13 protein-coding genes and 1 pseudogene are annotated in these 15,318 nt (G+C 76.1%); 3 read left to right on the plus strand and 11 right to left on the minus strand.

Annotated elements, in window-relative coordinates:
* Positions 1 to 36: 36 nt before the first annotated feature.
* Complete coding sequence (locus E3Z34_RS13700; RefSeq protein WP_134774050.1) at positions 37 to 1,902, minus strand: putative nucleotidyltransferase substrate binding domain-containing protein; 1,866 nt, start codon at positions 1,900 to 1,902, stop codon at positions 37 to 39.
* A gap of 42 nt (positions 1,903 to 1,944) precedes the next feature.
* Complete coding sequence (locus E3Z34_RS13705) at positions 1,945 to 2,664, minus strand: demethylmenaquinone methyltransferase (RefSeq protein ID WP_134774051.1); 720 nt, start codon at positions 2,662 to 2,664, stop codon at positions 1,945 to 1,947.
* Between the two features lie 38 nt (positions 2,665 to 2,702).
* Here E3Z34_RS13705 and E3Z34_RS13710 point away from each other — a divergent pair, with 38 nt between their 5' ends.
* Positions 2,703 to 4,013, plus strand: a complete 1,311-nt coding sequence (locus E3Z34_RS13710; RefSeq protein WP_134774052.1) for an isochorismate synthase — start codon at positions 2,703 to 2,705, stop codon at positions 4,011 to 4,013.
* A gap of 28 nt (positions 4,014 to 4,041) precedes the next feature.
* Here the strand turns inward: E3Z34_RS13710 and E3Z34_RS13715 are convergent, their stop codons facing one another.
* From E3Z34_RS13715 to menD, 3 genes are read right to left on the minus strand one after another with little or no spacing between them, the layout of a single operon-like run.
* Positions 4,042 to 4,554: a GNAT family N-acetyltransferase gene (locus E3Z34_RS13715; protein WP_134774053.1), complete on the minus strand. Its 513-nt coding sequence runs from the start codon at positions 4,552 to 4,554 to the stop codon at positions 4,042 to 4,044.
* Positions 4,551 to 5,765, minus strand: a complete 1,215-nt coding sequence (locus E3Z34_RS13720) for an MFS transporter (protein WP_134774054.1) — start codon at positions 5,763 to 5,765, stop codon at positions 4,551 to 4,553. Before E3Z34_RS13720 ends, E3Z34_RS13715 begins: the two co-directional genes overlap by 4 nt.
* A complete protein-coding gene (menD, locus tag E3Z34_RS13725; RefSeq protein ID WP_134774055.1) occupies positions 5,758 to 7,518 on the minus strand; it encodes a 2-succinyl-5-enolpyruvyl-6-hydroxy-3-cyclohexene-1-carboxylic-acid synthase in 1,761 nt (586 codons plus the stop codon). Before menD ends, E3Z34_RS13720 begins: the two co-directional genes overlap by 8 nt.
* 45 nt (positions 7,519 to 7,563) lie before the next feature.
* Here menD and E3Z34_RS13730 point away from each other — a divergent pair, with 45 nt between their 5' ends.
* The gene (locus tag E3Z34_RS13730; protein ID WP_134774056.1) at positions 7,564 to 9,063 is read left to right on the plus strand and encodes a gluconokinase; all 1,500 of its coding nucleotides are present in this window, start codon (positions 7,564 to 7,566) and stop codon (positions 9,061 to 9,063) included.
* Between the two features lie 18 nt (positions 9,064 to 9,081).
* The gene (locus tag E3Z34_RS13735; protein ID WP_134774057.1) at positions 9,082 to 11,376 is read left to right on the plus strand and encodes a helicase-associated domain-containing protein; all 2,295 of its coding nucleotides are present in this window, start codon (positions 9,082 to 9,084) and stop codon (positions 11,374 to 11,376) included.
* Positions 11,377 to 11,420: 44 nt separating this feature from the next.
* On the opposite strand, the gene E3Z34_RS19915 is transcribed toward E3Z34_RS13735, so the two are convergent.
* The 6 genes and pseudogenes from E3Z34_RS19915 to E3Z34_RS13765 all read right to left on the minus strand — a co-directional run bounded on the left by E3Z34_RS19915 (position 11,421) and on the right by E3Z34_RS13765 (position 15,318).
* Complete coding sequence (locus tag E3Z34_RS19915) at positions 11,421 to 11,633, minus strand: DUF6767 domain-containing protein (protein WP_134774058.1); 213 nt, start codon at positions 11,631 to 11,633, stop codon at positions 11,421 to 11,423.
* The gene (locus tag E3Z34_RS19545) at positions 11,630 to 11,935 is read right to left on the minus strand and encodes a DUF302 domain-containing protein (protein WP_202976954.1); all 306 of its coding nucleotides are present in this window, start codon (positions 11,933 to 11,935) and stop codon (positions 11,630 to 11,632) included. Before E3Z34_RS19545 ends, E3Z34_RS19915 begins: the two co-directional genes overlap by 4 nt.
* 28 nt (positions 11,936 to 11,963) lie before the next feature.
* Positions 11,964 to 12,128 (minus strand): annotated as a pseudogene (locus E3Z34_RS20335) (DUF302 domain-containing protein); the annotation flags it as partial.
* Positions 12,125 to 12,514 (minus strand): thioredoxin, encoded by a 390-nt coding sequence (trxA, locus tag E3Z34_RS13755; protein WP_134774061.1) that lies wholly within the window; start codon positions 12,512 to 12,514, stop codon positions 12,125 to 12,127. The gene trxA and the pseudogene E3Z34_RS20335, both read right to left, overlap by 4 nt.
* A 70-nt stretch (positions 12,515 to 12,584) precedes the next feature.
* Positions 12,585 to 14,561 (minus strand): M13 family metallopeptidase, encoded by a 1,977-nt coding sequence (locus tag E3Z34_RS13760; protein WP_134774062.1) that lies wholly within the window; start codon positions 14,559 to 14,561, stop codon positions 12,585 to 12,587.
* Positions 14,562 to 14,577: 16 nt separating this feature from the next.
* Positions 14,578 to 15,318 carry a GPP34 family phosphoprotein gene (locus E3Z34_RS13765; RefSeq protein ID WP_134774063.1) on the minus strand — a complete coding sequence of 247 codons (741 nt, stop codon included), beginning with the start codon at positions 15,316 to 15,318 and terminating at the stop codon, positions 14,578 to 14,580.

Genomic DNA, 15,318 nt, shown 5'->3' on the forward strand with positions numbered 1-15,318 from the left:
GACGGACCACGGCGCCCGAAGATCCCCACGAGGTCCTCAGCCGACCTGCGGCAGCCGCGAGGTCAGCCCCTGCTGAGCCGTCCGCACGATCTGGAACGCGTCGCGCAGGTGACGGCGGTCCAGCCCGCTGAGCCGCCCCGGGTCCAGGTGGTTGTCGGGCTGCCGGCCGAGCCGGACCTGCTCGGCCTGGTGGCGCAGCCGCAGGTAGGACAGCAGCTCGAAGGCGTCCCGCAGGTCGGCGGCCCCCTCCGCGGACAGCTGCCCTCGGGTCGCCGCCACCTGCAGCCGCTCCCCGGTGCCGAGGGCGGTCGAGCCGGCGCGCAGGGTGTGGACCCGGGCGAGCTGCACGATCGCCGCGACGCCGCGCTTGAGGTCCAGCGTGTCCCGGTGCTCCCCCGCGTCCTCGAGCACGAAGTGCCGGAAGAAGCCGATCGGCGGGCGCATGCGCGAGGCCTGGCCGGTGAGGTAGGCCATGAGCAGGTCCGACCGGCCCCCCGCCGGGACCACCTCGGCCCGCAGCCGCTCCACCAGCGAGGCGTCACCGTGGACGGCCCGCATGTCGTAGAAGATGGCCGCCCACAGGACCGCCTCCGGCCTGGGCTCGTGGCTCCATCGGGCGAACTGCGCCCGCCACTGCCCCGCCGTCATCCGCCACTGCGGGTTGGTGGCCATGACGTCCCCGTCGCAGCGGCGCCAGCCGCACGCCTCCAGGCCTGCGGTGACCCGCTCGGCCAGCCCGGCCCACCACGGGTCGTCCGGGTCGGCGTCGTCGGCCAGCACCAGGGCGTGGTCCTGGTCGCCGCCGAGCCCGACCTCCTCGCGGGCCACCGACCCCAGCGCCGCCCAGGCGTAGCCGCCCGGTGGACCGCCGTGGCCCCCGGCCTCCAGCTCGGCGGCGGCCAGCTCCAGGAGCCTGGTCGTCACGGCCTCGACCAGCTTCGTGGTGACCCGGCCGATGTCCTCCGCCGTCGCGTCCTCGGCCACCAGCTGCTGGACGACCGAGGGGATCCGGCGCGCCTGCTCGACCACCCCGTCCAGGTGCTCCTGGGAGGCGATGTCCGACACGAGGTAGACCGGGTTGGACCGCTCCAGCCGGACCAGGTCGGTGGTGGTGACCAGCCCCACGACGCTCCCGTCGTGCCCCAGGACGGGCAGGTGGTGGATGTTGCGGGCCGTCATCTCCAGCAGCACCTCGAGGGCGAGGGCCCCCTCCCCCACGGTGACCGGGCCGGCGGTCATCACCTCGCTCACCGGCCGCTCCGGCGACACCCCGGCTGCCAGCACGCGGCGCCGCAGGTCGCGGTCGGTGACGATCCCCAGCAGCCGTTCCCCCTCCATGACGAGCAGGGACGACACCGAGGCCTCGGTCATCACCCGGGCCGCCTCGGCGATGCTCGTCCCCGGCCCGGTGCCCACCGGCTCGGCCCGGATGAGGTCGCGCACCGACGTCCGCAGCACCGCCGACCCCCGGCTGGAGGACTGCAGCTGCCCCAGGGCCGTGCGGATCCGCCCGTGGTGGGTCGCGGCGAAGTGGACGGCCACCGCGGGGTGCCTGCCCGCGAGCTCGTCGAAGTCGGCCTGCGGCAGGGTCAGCAGCAGCGTGTCCTCCCGGGCGTGGACGGCATACCTCGTCGGTCCGTGCTCGACGACCGCGGACATGCCGAAGGCCCCGCCCGCGCCCACCCGGTCCACCAGCTGACCGTCGTCGGTGATGTCGACCGCCCCCGAGCGGACGAGCCACAACCGGTCGCCCCGCTGGCCCTGCGGGAGGATCTCGGTGCCCCGCCGGGCGTAGGTCATGGTGAACCGTCGCGGCAGGTCGTCGAGCACCTCGGGCGGCAGCGCGTCGAAGGGAGGGTGCTGCGCGAGGAAGTCGCGGACCTCCACCAGCTCGACATCCATGTCGTTCCCTTCCTTCCCGGGGCGGCTCTGCGCCCCGACCGCCTAGGTCAGCCCGCCCGCCCGCCCGGGCGCGACGGCGTGGTGGAGCGCGACGATCCCGCCGGTCAGGTTGCGCCAGCGCACCTGCTCCCAGCCGGCGGCGCGGATCTGCCCGGCGAGCGCCCGCTGGTCGGGCCAGGCGCGGATCGACTCGGTGAGGTACTCGTAGGACTCCGGGTTGGAGGAGGTCGCGCGCGCGACGGCGGGCAGCACCCGCAGCGCCACCTTGTCGTAGGCGGTCGACAGGACCGGGACCGTCGGGGTGCTGAACTCCATGACGAGCAGCCGCCCGCCCGGCCGGGTCACGCGCAGGAACTCCCGCAGCGCCCGGTCGACGTCGGCGACGTTGCGCAGCCCGAAGCTCATCGTCACGGCGTCGAAGGACCCGTCGGCGAACGGCAGGGCCATCGCGTCCGCCGCGGTGAAGGGCAGGTCGGGACGCCGGCGGTGGCCCTCGCGGAGCATGCCCACCGAGAAGTCGGCGGGCACGACCTGGATCCCCCGGTCGGCGTAGGGGACCGACGAGACACCCGTGCCGGCGGCGATGTCGAGCACCCGCTCGCCGGGCCGGGCGTCGACAGCCCGCGTGGCGGTGCGGCGCCACAGCCCGTCCAGGCCGCCCGTGAGCACGGTGTTGGTGAGGTCGTAGCGCCGGGCCACGCCGTCGAACATCTCGGCGACCTCCGAGGGCTGCTTGTCCAGGTGCGCGCGCGTGGGGCTCATGACGGTCATCCTCCCACCACGGCCTACAGTGGTCCGCTGTGTCCCCCGAGGTCCCCCGGCTGCGCGTGCGCACCGTCGCCGTCGACGCCACCGGCGACCTGCTGACCCGGGTCCCCGACGAGGTCGACCCCCGGGAGGTCGTGGCCTGGCTGCGGGAGGGTGACGGGATGGTCGGGTGGGGCCGCGTCGCGCAGGTCGAGACCTCCGGGGCGGACCGCTTCGCGCGGGCCGAGGACTGGTGGTCGGCACTGCGGTCGCACGCGGAGGTGGAGGACGAGGTCCGGCTGCCGGGCTCCGGGCTGGTCGCCTTCGGGTCCTTCGCGTTCTCGGCCGACTCCGTGGACGCCAGCGTGCTCACCGTCCCCCGCGTGCTCATCGGCCGGAGGGACGGCCTGGCCTGGATCACGCACGTCGTCGTCGGGGAGGAGCCCTGGCCCGCCACCCACCCCGCCGAGATCCTGTCGCGGACCAACCCCGCGCTGGGCCGGCTCGACCCCCTGGTCGAGACCGAGGGGAGCGTCGCGCCCCAGGACTGGCCGCAGGTCGTCTCCCGGGCGATCACCCGGATCGCCGCGGGGGACGTGGACAAGGTGGTGCTCGCCCGCGACGTCGCCGTCCACCACCGGGACGGGCGACCGGTGCGGATCGCCCCGGTCCTGGAGCGGCTCGAGAAGAGGTATGCGGCCACCTGGACGTTCTCGGTCGCCGGCCTGGTCGGGGCGACCCCCGAGATGCTCGTCCGGCTCCAGGGCGGCCGGGCCCGCTCCCGCGTGCTGGCCGGCACCCTCCGTCGACCCGACGGCGTCCCCGCCCCGGAGCGACCGGCCGGCCTCGCCGCCCACGCAGACCCCCGGATGAGCCTGGTCCGCAGCGAGAAGGACCTGGACGAGCACGCCTACGCCGTCCGCTCGGTCGCCGAGGCCCTCGCACCGCACTGCACCGACCTGGTCGTGCCCGAGGCGCCCTACGTGCTGGAGCTGCCCGACGTCTACCACCTCGCCAGCGACCTGAGCGGGACCCTGCGCAGCGGCGCCACGTCGCTGTCGCTGGCGGCGGCGCTCCACCCCTCCGCGGCGGTGTGCGGCACGCCCACCGACGCGGCCTTCCGGGTCATCGCCGAGCTCGAGGGCATGGACCGGGGCCGCTACGCCGGTCCGGTGGGCTGGGTCGACGGCTCGGGCGACGGGGACTGGGGGATCGCCCTGCGCTGCGGCGAGCTCGCCGACGACCGCCACTCGATGCGCATCTTCGCCGGTGGGGGCATCGTGGCCGCGAGCGACCCCCAGGCCGAGCTGGCCGAGACCGAGGTCAAGCTCAGCGCCATGCGCCACGCCCTCGGGCTGGGGTGACCCTGGCGTCCGGCGCGGCCCTGCGCACTCAGCCCTGGTGCGCCTGGATCCAGTAGCGCCGCTTCGGCGGGCCGCCGCCGGGTTGCGGCCGGACGTCCTCCAGCACCCCGCCGCACCGCTCGATGGTCCTCGCGGAGGCCTCGTTGTCGTCGTCGCACGTCACCAGCACCCGGTCGACCCCGAGGGCCGCCAGCCGGCGCACCGCCTGCGCCAGGATCTGCGAGCCGTAGCCCTGCCGCCGGAACTGCGGGGCGACGGCATACCCGACGTGCCCTCCGACCTCCTCCAGGAAGGGGGTGAGCCGGTGACGGACGGAGACCCGGCCCACGGGCTCGCCCTCGACCTCGGCCACGAGGAAGTCGGCCGGCACCCGACCCTCGGGCAGACCCACCCCGCGCGACTCCCGCTCGACCTGCGCCAGCACGTGCGGCCACGGGCCGTCGGCGAGGAGGAACTCGAAGTCCTCCCGGGCCAGCTGCTCGTGCATCGCGCGCAGGGTCGCCTCGTCCTCGGCGGTCGGTGGTCGCAGCCGCAGCGTCATCCCGACATCCTGCCCGAGGCCGTCCCGAGCCGGTCGGCCGCCCGCCGGTGTCGCACCGTCATCACCGGGGAGAGCACCACCATGAGGGCCAGGAAGGCGACGACGAGCAGCAGCGCCCGGTCCAACCCGACCGCCTCGCCCAGCAGCCCGATGGTGGGTGCCCCGAAGAGGAAGGCGCCGTAGGCGATGGTCGAGACGACGGTGATGGCCCGGTTGCCCCGCCCCGGGACCTCCCCTGCCGCCGACATCGCCGCCGGGAAGACGGCCGACACGCCGAGCCCCCACAGCAGGCCCCCGACGATGGCCAGCGGCAGCGAGGGCACCAGCGTGACCACGAGGATCCCGGCCGCCGCCAGCACCCCGCCGACGCGCACGACCCCGGCGCGCCCGAGCCGGTCGGTCGCCGGGCCCGCGAGGACCCGCCCGACCGTCATCGTGACGTTGAAGGCGGTGAGGGTGAGGGCCCCGAAGGCCGCGGGCGCGCCCTGCACGTCCACCAGCAGCAGCGCCAGCCAGTCGTTGGCGGCCCCCTCCGCGAGCGCGGCCGCCAGGCAGACCAGGCCGATGAGGACCTCCACCCGGGTGAGCCCGGAGCGGGCGGGTGCCGGCTCCGCCGGGGACGGGGTATGCGGTGCGCCGGGCTCGTGCACCTCCCGCACGAAACGCCGCAGCGCCGTCACCGCGACGACCGCGGTGACGGCCGCGAGGACCGGCAGCTGGACCAGCCCCACCCCGCGCCAGGCCGCGAGCGCGCCCGCACCCGACCCCAGGACGGCCCCGAAGGAGAAGGCGGCGTGGAAGTAGGGCATCCACGCCCGGTCCCGGTGCCGCTCGACGTGCGAGGCCTGGATGTTCATCGCGACGTCCCACACGCCGACGGCCGTGCCCGTGACGACGAGCGTCGCGAGCAGGGCGACCACGGACGGCGCCGCGGCGAGCGCGGCATACCCGGTGCAGGCGACCAGCACAGCGGCGCTCACCACCGCCCGGCTGCCGAAGCGGTCCACCAGCCGCCCGGTGAAGGGCATGGCCAGGAGCGACCCGACCCCCATCCCCATGAGGGCCAGCCCGAGCTCGGCCGTGGTGGCCCCGACGGCGTCGCGCAGGGCCGGCACCCGCGCCACGGTCTGCCCCATCGCGAAGCCGGCCGCGGCGAAGACCACCAGGACGGCGCCGACGCTGCCGGGGGCGCCGCCGGGCCGCTCAGCCACGCAACGCCCGGACCCGGTCGCGCAGGGCGCGGTGCGTGGACCGGTCGACCGGCACGACCAGCACCCTCAGACCGCCGGCCGGCTCGGCGAGGGCCCGCGCGAGCTCCTCCGTGGTCCCGACCCGCCGGTGGTCGACCCCGTGGGCGGCGCACAGCGCTGCCAGGTCGGTGCCGTGCGGGGTGCCGAAGATCCGCTCGGTGGCGGCGACCGCCTCGGCCGTGGCCGACCGGGCCGGCTCGCCGTACTCGAGGGTGCTGAAGATGCCGCCGCCGTCGTCGTCGACCACGACGACGGTCAGGTCGGGCACCGGCTCCGCCGGGCCGATGAGCAGCCCGTTGGTGTCGTGCAGGAAGGTCAGGTCCCCCATGAGGGCGACGGTGCGTCCGGAGGTCGTGAGAGCCACCCCCACCGCGGTGGACACGGTGCCGTCGATGCCCGCGAGGCCGCGGGAGGCGACCACGCGGGCCGCGGACCCGGTGCCGTCGTGGGCCAGGGCCAGGTCGCGCGGCGCGTTGGACGAGCCGAGGACGAGCACGTCGTCCTCGCCCAGCACCGCCGCCACCGCCGCCGCGACGCCCGGCCCGGTCGCCCCCTGCGTGGCCTGCCGCACCCCCGGCGTGAGGGCCCGCCCCGCCCCCACCCACGCGTCCACCCAGTCCTGCCACCCCTTCGCCCTGGCGGGCGGGACGCCCAGCACCCCGGCCCCGTGCACCCGGTGCACCACGTGGGACGGGTCGGTCCAGGCCGCGGCGGGCGAGACCTGCTCGACGACCGTCCCCGGCCGCCGCAGCAGCGCCCCCAGCTCGCGGAAGAGCGTGAGCCGCCCGACCACCACGACGCGGTCGGGGGCCAGCCGCGCCTCCAGCTCGGGGTCACCCGCCGCCAGCCGGGCCGCGAGCAGCACCCCGTGCGGCACGACCGTCCCCCCGACGGGCAGGACGCCGAAGGGTTCGGCCAGCACAGGCCACCCGGCGTCCTCGGCCCAGAGCAGCGCACGGCGCGTCAGCGCCGGCTCCGGCAGATCCCCCAGCAGCACGAGGGTGCGCCCGCCGGTGTCCCCGTCCGGGTCGACCGGTCGGCCGGCCACCCCCGGCACGGCCTCCGCGCGCGTCCACGGCCCGCCGTCCTCCCGGCCACCGAGCCCACCGGGCCCTGCCGGCCCCCGGCCGAGCGCCGGCCCGCCCCCGTCCGCCGGGTCCGGCGCGAGGGGGTCGCGGAAGGCCACGTCGATGTGCACCGGACCCCCGCCGTAGGGGTCGGTGCGACCTGTGGCGGCGGCGAGCGCCCGGCAGACGGTGGTCCGCCAGAAGGCCCCGGCCGCGTCGTCCACCGCCCCGGGGGCCGGCAGGTCGGTCTCCCACCGGACGGCCCGGCCGAAGAGCCCGGGCTGGACGGTGGTCTGGTTCGCCCCCGTGCCGCGCAGCTCGGCCGGGCGGTCGGCGGAGACAACGACGAGCGGCACCCCGGCGTGGTGCGCCTCCAGGACGGCCGGGTGCAGGTTGGTGACCGCGGTGCCGGAGGTGGTGACGACCGGCACCGGCAGCCCGGTGGCGCGCGCCATACCGAGCGCCAGGAAACCTGCCGAGCGTTCGTCGACCCGCACGTGCAGCCGCAGCCGCCCGGCGCGCTCGGCCGCCTCCAGGGCGTAGGCCAGCGGCGCGGAGCGGGACCCCGGGGCCAGCACCGCCTCCCGCACCCCGCCTCGGACGAGCTCGTCGACGAGGACGGTCGCGAGCGCGGTCGAGGGGTGCACGTGCCGATCGTGCCATGCCGAGGCGCTCCCCTAGAGTGAGGCCCTATGGCCTCGAGCTTCGAGATCGACCTCAAGGACGCCGACGCTCCCCTGGTGCTCGCCCTGGACGTCGGCTCCTCCGCCACCAGGGGCATGATCTACGACGCGCAGGGACGGCCGGTCGGCCGGCGCGCCAAGGTCTCCCACTCCTTCACCGTGGTCCCCGGCGGGGGCTCGGAGATCGACCCCGACCAGGTGGTCACCGAGATCGAGCAGGTGATGGAGGAGCTGCTGGGGGGCCTGCGCAAGGAGCAGGTCGCCGCGGTGGCGATCGACACCTTCGCCTCGTCCCTGGTCGTCGTCGACGCCGACGGCTCGCCCCTCACCCCCTGCTACACGTATGCCGACGCCCGTCCCGGCTCCCAGGTGGAGGGGCTGCGGAAGGAGCTGTCGGAGGAGCGCCTCCAGCAGCGCACGGGCACCCGCGTGCACGCGAGCTACTGGCCCGCGCGGCTGCGCTGGCTGTCGGCCGAGCAGCCGGAGGTCATGGAGCGGGCCGCGCACTTCCTGTCGCTGGGCGACTACGTGCTGCGGGCGCTCACCGGTGCCCTCGGCACGGGCACCTCGACGGCGGCGTGGACCGGCCTCGTCGACCGGCACACGGCGCAGTGGTACCCCGAGCTGGTGGAGATCTGCGGGATCGGCCTGGAGCAGCTGCCGCCGATCCACCACCTGGACCAGCCCCTGGAGATCGGTGACAAGCAGCGCGCCCGGCTGGCCCGGCGCTGGCCGGCCCTCGCGGACGCCCGCTGGTTCGCCGCCATCGCCGACGGCCTGGCCGCCAACGTCGGGCTCGGCGCGCACGACGAGACCGCCATCGGCGCCTCCTGCGCGACGTCCGGGGCGCTGCGGGTGCTCGTGCGCGTCATGCCCGAGGAGCTCCCCCCGGGCCTGTGGTGCTACCGCGTCTCCCACGACCGCTCCCTCATCGGCGGGGCTCTCAACGACGTCGGCCGGGCCCTGGCCTGGGCCGAGGTGACCCTGGCCCTGGACCAGGTGGACCCGGACGACCTCGCGGAGGCGCTCACGGCCGAGCCGCACGAGACGACCCCGCTCGTGCTGCCCTTCTTCACCGGCGAGCGCAGCACCGGATGGGCCGCCGACGCCCGCGCGGTGATGACGGGGGTCACGGCCGCCTCCACCCCCGCCGAGGTCTACCGCGGGGTGCTCGAGGGCATCGCCCTGGCCTACGCCCGCATCGCCGCCCAGCTCCGGGAGGTGGCCCCGCAGCCGGAGAAGCTCTACGCCGGCGGCTCGGTGGCCGCCGGCCACCCCGAGCTGATGCGGGTGCTGGCCGACGCCATGCGCACCCCGGTGACCCCGGTGACGATCAAGCGCTCCACGCTGCACGGCACGGCCCTGCTGGCCCTGGAGTCCGTGGCCCCCGGGGTGCGGCGGGCCCGGCCCGACCGGGGCACGACGCTCACGCCCGACTACGACCGGCGCCCCTACTACACCGAGCGCTTCGAGCGCTTCGCCAGGGTCTATGACGCCCTCTACGGGTGATCCGTTGATCGGCGGGCCGTGGGGACCCTGAGGTCGCTGGCCGACGACCTGCGCGCCCGGTCCGACGCCGAGCTCGTGGCCCTGCTGGAGGCCCGTCCGGACCTCGCCCGCCCGGCACCGGCCGACGTCACCGCCCTGGCCGCCCGCGCGACGACGCGGGCCTCCCTCCACCGCGCGCTCGACGGGCTGGACCTGGCCCACCTCCAGGCGCTGGAGGCCGTGGTGGTGGCCTCGCCGTGCGAGGCGGCCCAGGTCGCCGCCCTCCTGGCCACCGACGAGCGACGGGCGGGCGAGCTGCTCGACCGGCTGGTCCTGCTCGCCCTGTGCTGGCGCTCCCCGGAAGGGGTGCGCGCCACCCGGGCCGTGGCCCAGGTGCTGGGCGAGGAGGACGACCGGCCCGGCGGCCCCGGCCCGGCGGCCACCGGGTCGGCGGCGACGACGTTCGGACCGGCGGGGCTCGGACCAGCCGGGCCGGAGGTCCCGGAGGGTGACGCCCTGGACGCCGCCCTGGCCGCGACCGACGGACCGGCCCGGCACCTGCTCGACGCCCTGACCTGGGGTCCGGCCACCGGGGCGCTGAGCCGCAGCGGCCCGATGGCGGCCGCCGGGACCGCCCTGGTGGAGGCCGGGCTGCTGCTGCGGGTCGACGAGGACCACGTGGTGCTGCCGCGACAGGTGGCCCTGGCGCTCCGGGGTGGCCGGCTCCACCGGCACCCCGCCGTGGACCCGCCCCGGGTGCCGACCTCCCACGTGGCGCAGGAGGTGGTCGACGCCGCCGCCGGTGGCCGGGCCGGCGACCTGGTCGTCCTGGTCACCGAGATCGTCGACCGGTGGGGCGTGCGTCCCCCGCGCGTCCTGCGCTCCGGCGGTCTGGCCGTCCGCGACCTGCACCGGCTGGCGGCCCACCTGGAGATCCCGGAGGCCGAGACGGCCTGGCTGCTGGAGACCGCCCACGCGGCCGGTCTGCTCGGCGTCGACGACCGCCGCGGCGACGAGCCGTCGTGGGTGCCGACCACCGACGCCGACGGCTGGCTGCTGGTCGACGCGGGCGAGCGGTGGGCCCGGCTGGCGGCGGCCTGGTGGTCCATGTCGGCGGCCCCCTCCCTGGTCGGGTCGGGCGAGGGAGGCCGGGTCAACGCGCTCACCACGGCGACCTCCTACCCGCCGGCCCGGCGGCGGCGGCACGACGCCCTGGCCGCGCTGGCCGCGCTGCCCCCCGGCGCGGTGGCCGACGCCGAGCACCTGGGCGAGCTGCTGCGCTGGCGGCACCCGATCCGGGCCGCGCGGGCCGGCGGTGACCCCGCCTCGGGTCCGGAGGTCGTCCTGCGCGAGGCGGAGTGGGCCGGCATGACGGGCCGGGGCGCGCTGTCGACGCCCGGGCGCCTGCTCCTCGCCGGGGCCCAGGACACCTCGGACCAGGAGCGCCTCGCGGCGGCTGCCCGGGCGATGGAGCCGCTGGTCCCGCCCGCCGTGGACCACGTGCTCCTGCAGGCCGACCTCACCGCGGTCGCCCCCGGGCGCCTGGACGGGGCCGCCCGCACCCTGCTGCACCTGGTGAGCGACATCGAGTCCCGCGGGGGCGCCAGCGTGCACCGGTTCACCGAGACCAGCGTGCGACGGGCCCTGGACGCCGGCTGGTCCGCCGACCGGCTGCTCACCGAGCTGGCGGCGGTGTCCCGCACCGGCGTCCCCCAGCCCCTGGACTACCTCGTGCGGGACGTCGCCCGGCGCCACGGCCAGGCCACCGTCGGCGCCTGCGCCGCCTACCTGCGCTCCGACGACCCCGCCCTGCTCGACCGCGTCGAGCACGACCGCGCCCTGTCGGTGCTGCAGTGGCGGCGCGTCGCCCCCACGGTGCTCGTGAGCCCCGTGCCCGCCCCCACCGTCGTCGACCTGCTGCGCGAGGAGCAGTACGGCCCGGTGGTCGAGGGCGCGGGCGGTGGTGCCGAGCTGTTCCCGCAGACCGCCCGGCGGGTCCAGCGACGGGCCGCTGCCCCGGTGCGGGTGTCCGGCGTGGACCGGCAGGTCGCCACGGCGGTGGTGGGGATCGTGCGGCGTGGCGAGGGGGCTGCGGAGCGCGGGTCCGAGGACCTGGCCACCGACCCCGTGGTCATCGCCGCCACCCTGCGCGAGGCCGTGGCCGAGGGTGGGGCCTGCTGGATCGGGTATGCCGACGACGCGGGCGGGGTGGCGACCCACCTCGTGCGGCCGCTGGGCCTGGAGGCCGGTCGGGTGCGCGCCGCGGTGGGGGACGGGGACGTGGTGCGGTCCTTCGGGCTGCACCGGATCACCGGGGTCCGCCCCGCCGGCTGAGCCTGCTGGGGCCGGTCGAGCCCGCTCGGCCCGGCCGCGCCCGCTCAGCCCGGGGTGGACCGCGCGGTACGGCGACGGTCGGCGGCCCGGCGACGGCGGCCCGCGAGCTCCTCCCGCATCTCCGGGTCGTCCATGACGAGGTAGACCAGACCGCAGTCCTGCGGCCCGGTCACGCCGGGCTGGCAGAGGCTGCAGGGGTCACCGGGGCGTATGGGGCACTGCGGCGTGGGGGCCCGCCGCGCGCCGGGCGGGCTCATCCCAGGGAGCGCAGCGCCGCCGACAGCCGCTCCCGGGCGTCCGCGGCGACCTCGGCCAGGGCTTCCCCGGCCAGCTGCTGCATGGCGTCGGGGTCGAAGGCCTCGACCCGGGTCGTGCCGTCGCCCAGGTCACGGACGGCGACGTTGCAGGGCAGGACCGTCGCGACCGCCGGGTCGATCTGCAGGGCACGGTGCGCCAGCGCCGGCCGGCACGCCCCGAGCACGACGTGGGCGGGCACGTCGACGTCCAGCTTGGCCTTGAGCGTGGCCGCCCGCGACCGCCGGGTCGATCTGCAGGGCACGGTGCGCCAGCGCCGGCCGGCACGCCCCGAGCACGACGTGGGCGGGCACGTCGACGTCCAGCTTGGCCTTGAGCGTGGCCGCGAAGTCGATCTCGGTGAGGATGCCGAAGCCCTGCTCCTGCAGCGCGGCCCGGGTGGCCTCGACCGTCGAGGCGTAGTCCCGGGGGACGGTGACCTCCAGCACGTAGCTCATCGCGCCGCCCCCTCCTGGACCTCGGCGGCCGACCGCTCGGCGAGCTGGCGGTGCACGTCGTCCATGTCGAGGTCGCGGACGGCCTGGATGACCTGCTCCAGGGCGGGCGCGGGGAGCGCGCCGGCCTGCTCGAAGACCAGGATGCCCTGGCGGAAGGCCATGAGCGTGGGGATCGACATGATCTGCGCGGAGGCCGACAGCTCACGCTCGGCCTCGGTGTCCACCTTGCCGAAGACGATGTCCTCGTGCTGCTCGCTCGCCGCCTCGTACACGGGGGCGAACATCCGGCACGGGCCGCACCATGAGGCCCACCAGTCGACGAGGACGATCTCGTCGTTCTCGAGGGTGCTGGCGAAGTCGGTGGCGGTCAGGTCCTTGGTGGCCATGGTGGATCTCCTCTGCCTGGGGCGATGGACACGGTCGACAACGAACATACCCCCTGGGGTATTCCTGCGATCAGAAGACGCGCACCCGGTCCTGCGGCGCCAGCCAGAGCCCGTCGCCCTCGGCCGTGCCGAAGGCCTCGTGGAAGGCGTCCACGTTGCGCACGGTGTTGGCGCGCAGGTCCGCGGGGGCGTGCGGATCCACCGACAGCAGCCGGCGCGCCTCCTCGGGACGGGCCATCGCCCGCCACACCGAGCCCCAGCCCAGGAAGAACCGCTGGTCACCCGTCCACCCGTCGAGCTCCGGGGCCGTCCCGTCGTTGGCGATCGTGTAGGCCAGGTGGGCCAGCTCCAGGCCGCAGAGGTCCCCGATGTTCTCGCCCACCGTCAGGCCGCCGTTGACGGTGGCCTCCTCGCCGGGGATGTCCCGCGGCGAGAGCGCGGAGAACTGCGCGACCAGGCGCTGGGCCCGCTCGTCGAACCGCGCCCGGTCCTGCTCGGTCCACCAGTCGGTGAGCGACCCGTCGCCGGCGTAGCGGCTGCCCTGGTCGTCGAAGCCGTGGCCGATCTCGTGCGCGATGACCGCGCCGATGCCGCCGTAGTTGACGGCGTCGTCGGCGTCCACGTCGAAGAACGGGGGCTGCAGGATCGCGGCCGGGAAGACGATCTCGTTGAGCATCGGGTGGTAGTAGGCGTTGACCGTCTGGGGCGTCATCAGCCACTCGTCCCGGTCGATCGGCCGGCCGATCTTGGCCAGCTCCCGGTCGGTCTCGAAGGCCGCGCCCCGCCGCACGTTCCCGACGAGGTCCTCGGGGTCCAGCTCGTAGGCGGTGTAGTCGCGGAAGGTGGGCGGGTGCCCGACCTTCGGGCGGAAGGCGGCCAGCTTCTCCAACGCCTTCTCACGGGTCTGCGGGCCCATCCACTCCAGCTCGCCGATCCGACGGCGGAAGGCCTCGGTGACGTGGGCGACCAGCTCGGTCATCCGCGCGTGGGCCTCCGGCGGGTAGTGCGCGGCGACGTAGAGCTCCCCGGCGGCCTCACCCAGCAACGACTCGACCAGCGCGACGCCCCGCTTCCAGCGCTCCTTGTTGGCCGGGGTGCCGCTGAGCGCGGTGCCGTGGAAGGCGAAGTGGGCGGCGACCAGCTCGTCGTCGAGGTAGGGCGCCAGACCGTCGACGGTACGGACGGCGAGCCAGGCCTGCCAGTCGGCGACGGGCACCTCCGTGAGGGCGATCCCCATCGCGGTGAGGACGTCCGGCTGGCGCGCCACGACGTGGGCCAGCGCGCCCTCGGGTGCGCCCAGGCCCTCGGCGTAGGCGTCCCAGTCCCAGCCCGGGGCCAGCTCAGCCAGCTCCGCGGCCGACACCCGGGTGTAGGAGCGGACGGCGTCGCGGGCGGCGACCCGGTCCCAGTGGGCGTCCGCGATCCGCTCCTCGAGGGCGTAGACACGCTCCACCGCCTCGGCGCCGAGGTCGAGACCGGCTGCCGTCAGCGCCGGCGCGGCGAGCTCGAGCAGGGTCCGGAGGTAGGCGCGGTAGGCGTCCCGGACGGCGGCGTGCTCGGGCGCGGTGTAGTAGGCCTCATCCGGCAGGCCGAGACCACCCTGGTGCAGATAGACGATGTAGTCCTCCGGGCTGCCCGCGTCCGCCGTCACCCACGGGTTGACCAGGCCGGGCAGCCCCTCACGCTGCATCCGGCCGCTCAGCCGGACCACGTCGGAGGGGGTGACGACCCCCCCGACGACCCGCAGGGGCTCGACCAGCGGGTCCCGGCCGAGGGCGGCGACCCGCTCCTCGTCCATGAAGCTGGCGTAGAGAGCGCCGACCTTGCCCGCGGGCGTGTCCAGCCCCGGCTCGGCCCGGGCGGCCGTCTCGATCAGCTCGCGGACCGCCGCCTCGGCCTGCTCGCGCAGCAGGTCGAAGGAGCCGTAGCGGGAGCGGTCGTCCGGGATCGTCGCCGTCGCCAGCCACCCCCCGTTGACGTGCTCGAAGAGGTCGTCCTGGGGACGGACGTCAGGGTTCAGGTGGTCGTGGTCGATCCCGGAGTGCATGGGTCCACCGTATGCGTCAGGGCAGATCCCCGAGCAGGCGGAACACCACCCGTACGGGCGCGAGCAGCAGCCGGCCGGCCGTCACCATGAGATCGAGCGCCTCCAGGCCCGCTCCCACCCCGTCCAGAATCGTCCCGGCCCCGTCCGCCAGACCGGAGAGGCCCAGGCCGTCCCGGCCGGCGGCATCCTGCTCGAGGGTGCTGGGGAAGTAGTGGGCGTCGTCCCGCAGCTGGCTGGTGATGGTGGCTGCCCGCATCGCCAGGGCCGTCGGGTCGTGGTCGGGGAAGAGCCGGGCCAGCAGGTCCATCTCGAAGACGATGGCCACGAGGAGGGCGGTGTGCCGGTCCGGACGCAGACGGACGGTCAGGGCCTCCAGCAACCGGGCCCTCACCCCGGCCTCGGGGTGGCCGTCCCGCGGCAGGTGCCGGCGCCACCACAGGTAGCCCCGGCGGAGCACCCCTCTCCCCCTCAGCCGCTCCACCAGCACCCTCAGCTCACGACGGTCCGGCTCGGTCAGCTCCTGCGGCCGGTGGCCCGCCACCTGGGTCGCCGCGCTGTCCAGCACCGGGTCGCCGCCGGTCGCACCCGGGAGACCCGGCACGAGCAGACCGTCGTCGTCCAACGAGATCGCCCGACGGGCGAGCAGCTCGACGACCAGCGCCACCCGGGCCGCGCGACGCACCGCACGGCGCGGCACGAGCCACCGCCCCGAGTCGTCGTCGAGCAGGAGCAGGATGAGCTCTTCCCCCAGCAGCAT

The sequence above is a fragment of the Ornithinimicrobium flavum genome, from assembly GCF_004526345.1.
Classification (GTDB): domain Bacteria; phylum Actinomycetota; class Actinomycetes; order Actinomycetales; family Dermatophilaceae; genus Ornithinicoccus; species Ornithinicoccus flavus.